Below are 12,939 nucleotides of genomic sequence, written 5' to 3'. Positions count from 1 at the left end.
TACAAAAAGGATGAGGGTGATACCAGTGAAAAAAAATATATTGTTTGTGGATGATGAGAAGCAAATTCTTAGAGCTATTAAAAGGTTATTTATGGACTATGATTATAATATTTTTTTAGCTGAAAGTGGTAATGAAGCTTTGGAAATATTAAAAAATAATAGTATTAATATAATGGTAACGGATATGAGAATGCCAAACATGAACGGATACAGCTTGCTAGAAGCAGCAAAAGCCCTCTATCCTAATACGCTTAGATTAATATTAAGTGGTTATACAGATGAAAAGCAAATTTTTGATGCTATTCAGAATAATTTAGCCAAGGTTTATATATTTAAGCCTTGGGACAACAATAATTTTGTGAATTTAATCAATCAAATAAGTGAATTTGAGGATATTCGTAAAGAAAAAAGAGTACTTGATATAATTGACAAAATTGATGTGCTTCCAACTCTGCCATATATGTACAGCAGATTATGTTCTTTAATAAATGAAGATGCAACCTTGGAGAAAATCACAGAATGTATTACAGAAGATCCATCTGTGTCAGCACAAATACTCCATATTGCCAATTCAGCATTCTACTCCATAAATGTTGGATCAATAAAACAAGCAATATCATTTTTGGGATTTAATAATATTAAAAATATAGTACTAGTAAGTAATGTGTTTGATATAAAAGGTGATATGGGAAAACTTAAAATTGATGTATTATGGAGTCATGCTGTTATGACCAATAAGATACTGCATCTAATTTATCGAGAACTACTTAACAAAAAAATACCGGAGTACTGCTCTACAGCGGGGCTTTTACATGATATAGGAAAAATTTTAGAAATTCAGTATTTTAAGAAGGAATGTTTTGAAATATTGGATCTTATAGAACAAAATCCAAATGAATCGCCATTAGATTTTGAGAGACAGGTATTAAATGTTACACATGCTGAATTGGGTGGGTATTTATTAGATTGGTGGGGAGTTCCACATTCTATAATAGAAGTTGCAATGTTTCACCATGAACCTTTAGACGAAAGAGTTGTTAACAAGGAACTAGTATGTGCTGCTCATATAGCAAATTATTATTCATGGAAACTATTAAAAATAAAAACTTTTATGGATTTTAATGTAGGCACTTTAGACTACTTAGGAATAACTGAAAAAGCATGTGAGGATTTAATAGGTAAAATTCATGAGTAATAAAAAGGAAGTGGGGAAATGGATAATACAAAGGTTCTATTTGTTGACGATGAAGTAAAAATACTGCATTCTATACGTAGAGGAATACTTGGAGAAAAGTTTATTGGTTTATATGCAGAATCGGGGAAAGATGCTTTGAAAATAATGAATGAAAATGACATATCAGTAATAGTTACAGATATGAGAATGCCAGAAATGAATGGGCTTGAATTACTTCAAATTGTAAAAGAAAAATATCCAAACACATTAAGGATTGTCTTGTCAGGATATGCTCAAATTTCACAGGTACTAGCAACTGTAAATAAAGTTGGAGTTTTTAAATATATAGCAAAACCTTGGGACCTTGAAGAGGACTTCCTTGTTGGCATAAGACAGGCTGTTGATTATTACAATCTACAAAAAATTAATAAGGAACTAAGAAAGGCTTTGGAAACTAAAAATATATTGTATAAGAATATGATAAAATCCTTTGAGGATAAGACTGTAGGAATGAAAATAAGTCTAGAAAAATTTGTAGAACTTAATGATTATTTTATTAGAAGTATATCATTATTGGAGTCTAAAATAGGCAAGGATAGCATTATAATTAATAATTATCGTAATGCAGTAAAAGACTTTTATAGTTACTATATTGATTCTGTATTGGGTGTACACGTTAACTTTAATGTTAAAAGAATAGAGGAAGATTTGGGTAATTATATTATTAAAACACATGAGCAAAAAATGATAAATGTTAAGTTCCAAGCAATCAATGAATTTACTATTAATGGGGATTATAAACTTTTATTTGCTGTACTTGCATCTATAGTAAATTCAATAATACAAAATTTTTATAAAGAGAATAGGATAGAACTGCAATTTATGTTTTCAACTGAGGAACTAAAAGAAAAAAATGTTTTGTCAGTTGTAATAAGGTTACAAACTGCTCATTCAGAAAACATAAATATTACCCATTTAAATGTGTTATCTGCCTTTTTAAATGAAATCCTTAAAAAAACAAATGGATATATTAATTGTTCAGGAAATAGCCATGAAAATTTGGAAATTACAGTAAAAAACAGATACTAAAGTTAATTTATTTATGGAAATTATAAAATTCTATTTGAAAGCATAGTGTATGGTGGTATAATTATTAAAAAATTATTAATGTATAGTTTACATAAGGAAGTGATGTCATATGGATTATAAATATGTTTCGGAAAATACCTTTGAAAATATTGGTTTGCATGATTGTGAAATAAAGGACGCTACTATGGATAATCAAGTTTTAGAATTTAGATTTGATCATATAGATATATTAAAAGATCATCCACTTAATGAATTTCAAATTCCTAAAAGTACGGGACAAGCAAAACTTGTATTTGAAAATTTCAAAATCATAAATTCATTTGTATATGATAAGTCTAATATTAAAAAGCAAGGATCATCAATAGCAGTTGTAAGAATGGTTGATTTTAATAAAATTGTAGAGGGCATGTCAGTACTGAGTGTGGAAACTGAAGACGCAGATGATAATAATTTTTTTTGTAAAATTACTGGGGATAATAACGGATTTTCTGAATTCTGGTTTACATTTGAAAGAGTCACTATATGCTGGAATGAATTTCAGAAAGATGCTTGGTTTGCGCATTGGAACAATAAAATTTAACGAAACAAAGTGAGGTGGGAAATTAGTGTGAGCTATTATTAGTAAGGGTTAACACTAAAATAATTATGCTTAAAGATAAGATATTAAATAAAGAACCAGGGATTTTAATTTATGGAATAACGCCACCTAAAAAGGGCACTGAACAAGAGAAGGTAAAAGAAATTTCTCAGAAACAAATGGAGAGAATAAAAGATACAGATATTGATGGACTTATTTTATATGACATTCAAGATGAAGAAGATAGAATAACAGAAGAAAGACCATTTCCTTTTTTAGAAACCATAGACCCTCAGATTTATAGTGAAAAATATTTGGAGGATTTAGAGATTCCAAAAATAATTTATCGTTGCGTTGGTAAGTACGGAGAAACAGAATTATCCAATTGGCTTCAATCAGATTTGGACAAGGATAGATTTTCAGTATTCGTGGGTGCGTCGGCTAAAACTCAGAAGGTTAGATTAAATTTAAAAGATGCTTATAGTTTGAGCAGAAAATTAAATTCAAAACTAAATTTTGGAGGGGTAATTATACCTGAACGGCACACAAAATATGATGATGAACATCTTAGAATAATAAGTAAAATTCAAAATGGTTGTAAATTTTTTGTTTCTCAGGCAGTTTATGATGTAGAACCAGCAAAAAATTTCTTGTCTGACTATTATTATTATTGTAGAAATAATAACATAGAGATGGTACCAATAATAATAAATCTTACACCTTGTGGATCAATAAAAACTTTGGAGTTTATGAAATGGTTAGGTATTAATATACCAAAATGGCTTGAGAATGATTTAATGAATTCCAATGATATACTTCAGAAATCATTAGATCTTTCAATAAATACATTTGAACAATTATTGGATTTTGGACTTGAAAAAGGAATACCAATAGGTTGTAGCATAGAAAGTGTATCAAATAGAAAAATTGAAATAGAAGCCTCCATTCAGCTTACAAAAGATATAAAAGCTATTATGAATAGAAAAATTAAATGAAATGGATGTGTTAAATAGAATGAAAAAAGTTAATACAGATGAAATGGTAGTAAAAGTGGAAATGAAATTTAAGGATTTATTGGCTTATACTGCGAATAATTATTATAGAAAAGTAGGAACAAAAATATGGATGGGAATATCTGTTGCAAGTTTAGTTATATTATCCTATACATTGTTATCTTATTATAATAAATATGGAAAATTAAATAATAATTTTCTAAATACATGTACAGGAATATTTATTTTATTTGTAGTAGGACCACCAATATTTATTTGCTATAATTGCAAAAGTTTAATTGATAAGGATGAGCTGATTAAAAAAGAATACGTGTATACATTTTCAGATAGAGGAATAAAAATCACCTCTGATGTTTCTAAAAATATGATAAAATGGAGTAGTATTAGTAGAGTAATAGGGAATAAACGAATCATTGAAATTTATGCATCTAGAAATCAGGGACTTATAATACCCATAAGATTTTTAGATAGAGAAAATAATGAACCTGAGATTTTAAAAGAAATTTTAAAAAAGTATGTACATGAAGAAAAACTTAAATTAAAGTAGGAAATTTTAAAGATTTAAGGTTCAAAGATAAGTTTTAAAATACATAAATTAGAATATTTATTCACTTTCCATGCCAAAAAAACAAGGGTTTTTGTTAGCACAAATCCACTTGTTTTTTTGTTTTTATGAATTAAGTTAGAAGCATTTTTTGAAGCTTAACTTTTTATATAAAGTTTTTCATAGTATTCTGTAAGCATTCTTTCAACCCCGAAATATTCAGAGCAACTTTTAATGCTTTGGTGCATCATTTCTTGCCATTTAACTTTATTGTCATAGTAGGTTGGTAATACTTTATTCAGTAGTACGTTATATAAGGCATCACAGTCATGCTTGTCAAGTTTTGCTAGGTCTTCGTCACTTTCGTTACCGTCAACGATACCAACTCCATCACCAAATTGCCATCCATTGATGCCGTCATTGCATGCTTCTGGCCACCATCCATCAAGTATAGAACAGTTAAGTACACCATTCATTGCAGCTTTCATTCCTGAAGTACCACTCGCCTCTAAAGGCCTTCTTGGGTTGTTAAGCCAAATATCTGATCCCCTAGTTAGCATTCTACCTATATTCATATCATAATTTTCTAAAAAAACTACTGCGTTTGGATATTTTTTCATCATAACAACTAAATTGGCAACTATTTCTTTTCCAATATCGTCTAAAGGATGAGCTTTCCCAGAAAATACTATTTGTATTTTACCTTGCTTTAATAATGGATCTATTATTTCAGGTTTTCTGAATATAAGATCACTTCTTTTGTATGGGGCAGCTCTTCTTGAAAAACCAATTAAAAGTTTATCTTTGTCTAGAGTAGAATTTGTCCTTTCATTTATAAATGTGATTAGTTCTTTTTTTATTTCATTATGAGTAGATAAAAGGTCTCCATGTTCATTAAAAGTTTTTGTGATTCTTGGATCTACCCAGGTACCTTTGTGTATAGCATTTGTTATTCCAATTATCGTGCATTTGTTAGCAACGTCTTTCCACATTTTATTAGCAGTTTCAGCATGAAGCTGAGCTACTGCATTTGATTTTCTTGATAGTCTTAATCCTGCAACGGTCATATTGAAAGGATCTCCGCCAATCTGTATCATTTGATTTTTTGTTAGACCATTAAAAGCACCCATAAATTCAAGTTTATCAATTGGATGAGATTCATTACCTTGAACAATAGGTGTATGGGTTGTGAAAACAACTTCATCCCTTGTTTTTTCTAAGGCATTTTCGAAGGTAGACCCTGAAGCCATTTTCTCTCTGATTAATTCTATAGCTGCAAGATCCGCATGTCCTTCATTAAAGTGGTAAACATCAACTGGGATTCCAAGTGCTCTTAAAGCTTTAATTCCACCAATGCCTAATACCATTTCCTGAGCAATTCGTTCTTCACCAAACCAACCATAAAGTTGTCCAGTTATCCAAGTTTCAGAGTTTTCTGGAATGTCTGTATCAAGAAGATAAATTGGATTATTACCAAAGTTTTCGCATTTCCACACCTTGCAGAAAACATCAACGTTTCTGATTTTTACTGACACTTTTATACCCGTATCAACTAAAAAATCGTGTTTATAATTATGGTAGGCATCATAAGGCAAACCATCTTTTCCTATTACCTGTTCTCCATAACCTTGTTTCCATCTAATACCTATACCTATTAAAGGTAATTTCATGTCTTTTGCACCTTTTAGGTAGTCACCTGCAAGTATGCCAAGACCTCCAGCATAGGTTTTAAAGTCAGAATATAATGCATATTCCATACAAAAATATGCAATTTTCGGAAGTGATTTTATGTCCATAGTATCCTCCTTAAATTAAAAAAATATGTTTACAATAATGATTATATATTATTATCAACACTTACGCAATCGTTTGCACAAATAATTTTATCTTAGAATAGAAAGATCCCTACTTTATTATATGAGAATTATATGATTGTTAAAAAATAAATTCAATTAATGCAATATTTTTCATATTTATGAGGAGATATTATTGACAAATAATGAATAAGATAGTAATGTCATGTAAATATAGTAAACATATATGTTTAGCTAAGATATAAAAAGTATATTTATGATTTAAGCAATATGATAAATGTTATTATATTAATAAAAATATTTATCAATTAATGTTTAATTAATGGCAAGGATGCTGTGGACACTAGCATTCCATAGTTAAAGTAAATAAATTAAAATTATTTACAGTTACATTGTATCTCATATATACAATTCGAGTATTATACATAAATCAGCATATAATTTGCTTATTTAGCATAAGTATAATAACAATATCTATAATATGTTAATGCGATCCTTTAAAATATATTAAATTGATAAAATAAAACTAAAATATAGTATACAATTGATAAATTATCAATTTAAAGAGGATTATTTTAACACATTCAACAAAATCGATTGACTATGTAAATTTATTATGATATTATGATATTATAATATAAATTAATTTAACATTATATGTAACTTATCATAAAAACAAGGATTATCTATGTTTATATGTTTTTATTGAAAAAAATTGATTATTTTACATTAGCTACATCATATATAGTTTAGGCTTATTTTAAGAACTATATAAAAATATAGATACATAATTTTAAGGGGGAAAATCTATGAAAAGTAAAAAATTATTGACAGTATTACTTTCAGCAGCAGTTATTTCAACAGTGGCATTATCAGGATGTGGTAGTACTTCTAGTTCTAGCGACACTTCATCAACTACACTTGATAAGGATCAACACTTAAACCTCTCACTTCCAGTATCGGATGTTAAAACACTTGATTCTTCTAAAGGAACGGACATGTATTCAGCTTATGTTCTTCAAGAAACTCAGGAGGCTCTTGGAAGGGATGAACTTAAAAATGGTAAAGAAACAGTTGTTCCTGCGGGTGCTACAAGTTGGAAATCATCGTCAGATGGGCTTACTTGGACATTTAAATTAAGAAAAAGTAATTGGTCAGATGGAAAACCTGTTACAGCTGATCAATATGTATATGCATTAAGAAGAGCACTTGATCCAAATACGGCATCAGAATATGCTTATTTACTTCAGGGTGCCGGAATAAAAAATGCTGATGATGTAAATAGTGGAAAACTACCGCTTGATCAATTAGGTGTAAGTGCATCAGATGATAGTACACTTGTAATAACATTATCGCACCCTTGTGCCTACTTTGAAAAATTATTAAATTTTAAGTTCTTTATACCTCTAAGAAAGGATATAGTCGAAAAAGCAGGAGCAAAATATGGTTCTACGGCTGATTCATTAGTATATAATGGACCTTTCAAAATTACAAGTATGGTAAGTGGAAGCAAACTTGAATTAGTTAAAAATAATAGTTATTGGGATAAAAACAATGTAAAACTAGACAAAATCACTTTTGACTTTATGAATGACAATAGTGCTCAGATGAATGCACTTCAAAGTGGTGAAATTGATTCAGTAGCTGTTATTTCAAAAGAATGGAATGAAAAATTTTCTAAAAACAACAAAGTAGTTCATAAAAGCTCACTATTACCTACAACAGGATACCTTGCATTTAATTTTAAAGATAAAAATAAATTAATGACAAATGATAAAATAAGAAAAGCAATCGCATTATCACTAAATAGAACAGATTACCTTAATATTGTTGGTGGTGGAATTGGAACACCTGCTAATGAATACATACCAACAGATATACAAATCGGTAGCAGCTTCTATAGAGATAAAGTTAAATCACCATTAAGCCAATTAACTGGTGATCCAAAAGCATTATTCAGCCAAGGTTTAAAAGAATTGGGAATGGATCCAGACCCAACAAAAACTACAATTGTTGACACAGAAGCGGGTGTTGATGCTGTAGCTAAAAAAGAAGGAGACCTTTTAATATCAGAACTTAAGAATAAAATAGGTGTAAATGTTAAGGTTAATTACGAAGAATGGAAACAATTTTTACAAGATCAGAGCACTTTAAATTTCCAAATGCAAAGTGGAGAGTTTTGGTCTGCTGATTATAATGACCCTATGACATTCTTAGATATGTGGGAAACAAGTGCAACAGCTCAAACTAATGCATATTCAAATAAAGATTATGATGCGTTGATAGAAGATGCTAAAACTCAAAATAATCAATCAAAAAGACTTGAAGATTTCCAAAAAGCAGAGAAAATACTTCTAGTTACTGATGTACCTTTTGCTACAACATATCATCAATCATCAAGTAGCTTCACTTATAATTACGTAAAGGGAACACAAAGGTTGCCATTTGCCGCTGGTTCAGAATTAAAATATGCATATATTTCTGGAAAAGCAAGTAAATAGTTTTGGGATAATTATAATTATGCGGCAGAGTTTTCTCTGCCGTAATAATATTTTAATATACTTTTGGAGGGATAATAATGCTGAGATTTGTGCTAAAAAGATTTGCATATATGATAATAACAATATTTATTGTTACTACAGCAACCTTTTTTATGATGCACTCTATACCGGGTAATCCATTTGCCAGTCCTAAAAAATTACCAGCACAGACAGTAAAAAATATAAATAAGAAATATGGTTTAGATAAGCCATTAGCAACTCAATATGCACTGTTTATGGAAAACTTAGTTCTTCATGGAGATTTAGGTGAATCATATCAATACCCAGGTCTTACTGTAAATAGTATAATAGCACAAAAAGCTCCCATTTCGGGTGAACTTGGTGGAGAAGCTTTGATTATTGGGTTTTCATTAGGAATTATATTGGGGATTATAGCTGCTTTTAAAAAGAATAAATGGCAAGACTATACTGTTATGTTTATAGCAATTTTAGGGATAGCAATACCATCATTTGTTCTAGCCGCTATATTACAATATTTTTTCACGGTTAAATTCGAACTATTTCCAACATCAGGGTGGGGTGGATTCAAATTCACAGTATTACCAGCATTATCAATGGCATTGGGTACAATAGCTGTTTATGCTAGATTTATGAGAAGTAACTGTATAGATGTGATTGGACAAGATTATGTTATGACTGCCAGAGCAAAAGGTGTTTCAAAGGTAGCCTTAGTTTATAAACATGTGTTAAGAAATGCAATTATGCCATCAATTACAATGCTTGGACCACAAATAGCAATGATATTTACTGGTACATTTGTTATTGAGGTCATTTTTTCAATACCGGGAATAGGAAGATATTTTGTAAGTAGCATTTCAGATAGAGATTATCCAGTGATATTGGGAACAACAATCTTTGTTGCAATATTATACATAATATCTGTATTTGTTGTAGATGTGCTCTATGGATTTATTGATCCTAGAATAAGATTGAGTAACAACAAGAAATAGGGGGAGAAAAATGGCTGAACTTTCAAAGGAAAAATTTAAGACTATTGGATGTGAAAATAACAATTCTGACGAAATAGTTAGAAAAAACATCACCTATGGTGAAGATGCGTGGAGAAGACTAAAGGAAAATAAGGTAGCAATGTTTTCTTTAGTTCTTCTTGTAATAATAGCATTTATGTCTATAATTGCACCATATCTAAGGTCTTTTGGAGTTAATGGAGTGAATCCATTAACAACTAACATTAGTCCTAATGGCACACATTGGTTTGGAACGGATGACCTGGGAAGAGATGTTTGGGTTAGGACTTGGGCGGGAACTAGAACTTCAATAATAATAGGAGTTGTAGGTGCAATGATAGAACTCGTTGTAGGCGCACTGTATGGTGGTGTATCTGGTTATATTGGTGGAGCTGTGGATGATATATTAATGAGAATAGTTGAAATATTAAATAGTATTCCATATTTAATATTAGTGCTTATAATAATTATTGTTATGCAAAGCAATGGAATTATACCGCTTATTATTGGAATGACATTAACAGGCTGGACGGGAATGGCAAGAATGGTTAGAGGGCAAGTACTTTCTATAAAGGAACAAGAATATGTTATGGCAGCCCAGGCTCTAGGGGCTAATTCTCCTAGAATTATACTAAAACATTTAATGCCAAATGTAATTGGAATTATGATCGTTGATGTAACTCTTGCTGTTCCAAGTTATATATTTGCGGAGGCATTTTTAAGTTATATTGGTTTAGGTATTAAATCTCCCAATATTAGTCTAGGTGCATTATGTTCAAATGCTACACCAAATATGATGTTTTATCCTTATCAATTGTTTTGGCCATCACTTGTGATAAGTTTAATAATGCTTACATTTAATTTATTAGGTGATGGGTTATCTGATGCACTTGATCCAAAACAACGTCAGTAAGGAGGAAGATTAAAATGGGAAAAATACTGGAAGTAAAAAAATTAAAAGTTTCATATCATACTTACGCGGGAGAGGTTCAATCAGTTAGAGGTATAAGTTTTGATTTAAATGAAAATGAGACACTTGCTGTAGTTGGGGAGTCTGGGTGTGGAAAATCGGTTACAGCAAAATCAATAATGAGGCTTATACAAACACCTCCTGGTGAAATAAAACAAGGGTCAGAAATATTATTTAATGGTAAGGACATTCTAAAAATGCAAGATGAGGAGCTTAGAAAATTAAGAGGCGGGCAAATTAGCATGATTTTTCAAGATCCCATGACATCTTTAAATCCTACTATGAAAATAGGCAAACAAATAGCTGAAAGTATTATGATTCATAGAGGGTTAAATGCAAAGGATGCTTTTGCAGAAGCAGTTAAGATGCTAGAAACTGTTAACATACCAAATTCAGACAAACGAGCAAATCAGTATCCTCATCAATTTTCCGGTGGTATGAGGCAAAGAGCAATGATTGCAATAGCGCTTGCTTGTGATCCAAAGATATTAATTGCTGATGAACCTACCACGGCACTTGATGTTACAATACAGGCACAAATTATGGATCTTATGAAAGATTTACAGGATAAGCTTGGTACAGCTATAATTCTAATTACTCATGATCTTGGAATTGTTGCTAGTGTGGCACATAGAATTCAAGTAATGTATTCAGGATTAATTATTGAAAGAGGAAAAACAGAGGAGATTTTCAAAAATCCTCAGCATCCATATACATGGGGACTTTTACTTTCAGTTCCAAGACTTGATGCGGTAAATAAAGATGTGCTGTACTCATTGAATGGAACACCACCGGATTTATTAAAGCCACCAGTGGGATGTCCTTTTGCAGCAAGATGTGAATATGCCATGGCAATCTGCAATGAAAGTATGCCTGAAGAAACTAAATTATCCGAAACACATTCAGTTTCATGTTGGCTTCAACATCCTATGGCACCTAAGGTAAAATCACCATTAAATGTAGGAGGTGCAGAGTAATGCCAGAAGATAATTCAAAAGATATTTTAATTGAAGTTAAAAATCTGAAAAAATATTTCAATGTTGGAGCGGGAGCAGTACTTAAGGCTGTTGATGATGTGAGTTTTGTCATAAGAAAAGGTGAAACACTAGGGCTTGTTGGAGAATCAGGTTGTGGTAAGACGACTTGTGGTAGAACGGTACTTGGATTATATGGAGCTACAGATGGGCATGTAATCTATGAAGGTGTTGATATTCAAGGGTTAAAAGGCAAAGCTAAAAAAGATTTTACAAAGAAAGCCCAAATAATATTTCAGGATCCCTATGCTTCATTAAATCCAAGAATGACTGTTGGTGATATAATTGCAGAAGGAATTGATATTCATGGTATGTATAGAGGGGCGGCAAGAACAAAAAAAATATATGAAATGCTTGACCATGTTGGATTAAACAGGGAGCATGCTTCAAGATTTCCACATGAGTTTTCTGGTGGACAGAGACAGAGGATTGGTATAGCTAGAGCATTAGCTATAGAACCAGAGTTCATAGTGTGTGACGAGCCAATTTCAGCGCTTGATGTATCCATACAGGCACAGATTGTAAACTTATTAATAAAATTGCAAAAGGAAATGGGTCTTACATATTTATTTATAGCTCATGACCTATCAATGGTTAAACATATTTCGGATAGAGTTGGAGTTATGTATTTGGGAAATATGATGGAATTTGCAAGTAGTCACGATTTATATGAAAAACCTTTGCATCCGTATACTCAAGCATTATTATCAGCTATACCAGTACCAGATCCTGAGATTGAGAAAAATAGGGAAAGAATTAAACTTGAAGGTGAGGTACCAAGTCCTATCAATCCCAAACCTGGATGCAGGTTTTCAGCAAGATGCAAATATGCAAAGCAGATTTGTTTCCAAGAAAGACCGCAATTTAAAGAGGTAGAGAAACAACATTTCGTTAGTTGCCATCTTTTTTAAAATGGATGTTTATACATCCATTTTTTTGATTAATTATACGTCAGTTTTTCTACATTGTCATATTAGTTGACCTTTTTCACCATGATCACATTAATACCAAAATTATAAATATTATATTATAATTATCAAACAATGTTATTACAAGCGATTAACAGAACAACTTTATTTTTTTAGAATATGCTGCTTAAAGCTTTATAAAAATTCATAAAGATGTAATAAACATAAATTGTAAACATGTGGTATAATTGTAGGTAATGTTTGTACAAGCTTCTATAATAAGATGA

At 30.8% G+C, this 12,939-nt stretch carries 11 protein-coding genes; 10 read left to right on the top strand and 1 reads right to left on the bottom strand.

Annotated elements, in window-relative coordinates; genetic code table 11:
- The first annotated feature begins 25 nt into the window (after nucleotides 1-25).
- From BR66_RS0120505 to BR66_RS0120485, 5 genes are all read left to right on the top strand, one after another.
- Nucleotides 26-1,195, top strand: a complete 1,170-nt coding sequence (locus tag BR66_RS0120505) for a response regulator (RefSeq protein ID WP_026884592.1) — start codon at nucleotides 26-28, stop codon at nucleotides 1,193-1,195.
- A gap of 18 nt (nucleotides 1,196-1,213) precedes the next feature.
- The gene (locus BR66_RS24395) at nucleotides 1,214-2,263 is read left to right on the top strand and encodes a response regulator (protein WP_051624327.1); all 1,050 of its coding nucleotides are present in this window, start codon (nucleotides 1,214-1,216) and stop codon (nucleotides 2,261-2,263) included.
- 109 nt (nucleotides 2,264-2,372) lie between these two features.
- Nucleotides 2,373-2,843: a hypothetical protein gene (locus BR66_RS0120495; RefSeq protein ID WP_026884591.1), complete on the top strand. Its 471-nt coding sequence runs from the start codon at nucleotides 2,373-2,375 to the stop codon at nucleotides 2,841-2,843.
- Between the two features lie 65 nt (nucleotides 2,844-2,908).
- Complete coding sequence (locus BR66_RS0120490; RefSeq protein ID WP_026884590.1) at nucleotides 2,909-3,835, top strand: methylenetetrahydrofolate reductase; 927 nt, start codon at nucleotides 2,909-2,911, stop codon at nucleotides 3,833-3,835.
- 19 nt (nucleotides 3,836-3,854) lie between these two features.
- The gene (locus tag BR66_RS0120485; RefSeq protein ID WP_026884589.1) at nucleotides 3,855-4,400 is read left to right on the top strand and encodes a YcxB family protein; all 546 of its coding nucleotides are present in this window, start codon (nucleotides 3,855-3,857) and stop codon (nucleotides 4,398-4,400) included.
- Between the two features lie 155 nt (nucleotides 4,401-4,555).
- On the opposite strand, the gene glgP is transcribed toward BR66_RS0120485, so the two are convergent.
- The gene (gene glgP, locus BR66_RS0120480) at nucleotides 4,556-6,193 is read right to left on the bottom strand and encodes an alpha-glucan family phosphorylase (protein WP_026884588.1); all 1,638 of its coding nucleotides are present in this window, start codon (nucleotides 6,191-6,193) and stop codon (nucleotides 4,556-4,558) included.
- 827 nt (nucleotides 6,194-7,020) lie between these two features.
- Here glgP and BR66_RS0120475 point away from each other — a divergent pair.
- From BR66_RS0120475 to BR66_RS0120455, 5 genes are all read left to right on the top strand, one after another.
- The gene (locus tag BR66_RS0120475; RefSeq protein ID WP_026884587.1) at nucleotides 7,021-8,712 is read left to right on the top strand and encodes a peptide ABC transporter substrate-binding protein; all 1,692 of its coding nucleotides are present in this window, start codon (nucleotides 7,021-7,023) and stop codon (nucleotides 8,710-8,712) included.
- A gap of 77 nt (nucleotides 8,713-8,789) precedes the next feature.
- A complete protein-coding gene (locus BR66_RS0120470; protein WP_026884586.1) occupies nucleotides 8,790-9,722 on the top strand; it encodes an ABC transporter permease in 933 nt (310 codons plus the stop codon).
- Between the two features lie 10 nt (nucleotides 9,723-9,732).
- Entirely contained in the window at nucleotides 9,733-10,653 is a 921-nt protein-coding gene (locus tag BR66_RS0120465; RefSeq protein ID WP_026884585.1) for an ABC transporter permease, read from the top strand.
- A gap of 14 nt (nucleotides 10,654-10,667) precedes the next feature.
- Nucleotides 10,668-11,687 carry an ABC transporter ATP-binding protein gene (locus BR66_RS0120460; RefSeq protein ID WP_026884584.1) on the top strand — a complete coding sequence of 340 codons (1,020 nt, stop codon included), beginning with the start codon at nucleotides 10,668-10,670 and terminating at the stop codon, nucleotides 11,685-11,687.
- Nucleotides 11,687-12,655: an ABC transporter ATP-binding protein gene (locus tag BR66_RS0120455; RefSeq protein WP_026884583.1), complete on the top strand. Its 969-nt coding sequence runs from the start codon at nucleotides 11,687-11,689 to the stop codon at nucleotides 12,653-12,655. The genes BR66_RS0120460 and BR66_RS0120455 overlap by 1 nt, the downstream gene beginning before the upstream one ends.
- The last annotated feature ends 284 nt before the right edge of the window (nucleotides 12,656-12,939 follow it).

The sequence above is a fragment of the Clostridium akagii DSM 12554 genome (assembly GCF_000686725.1).
GTDB classification, from domain to species: Bacteria; Bacillota; Clostridia; order Clostridiales; family Clostridiaceae; genus Clostridium_I; species Clostridium_I akagii.
This window is presented reverse-complemented; position numbering and strand designations above follow the sequence as displayed.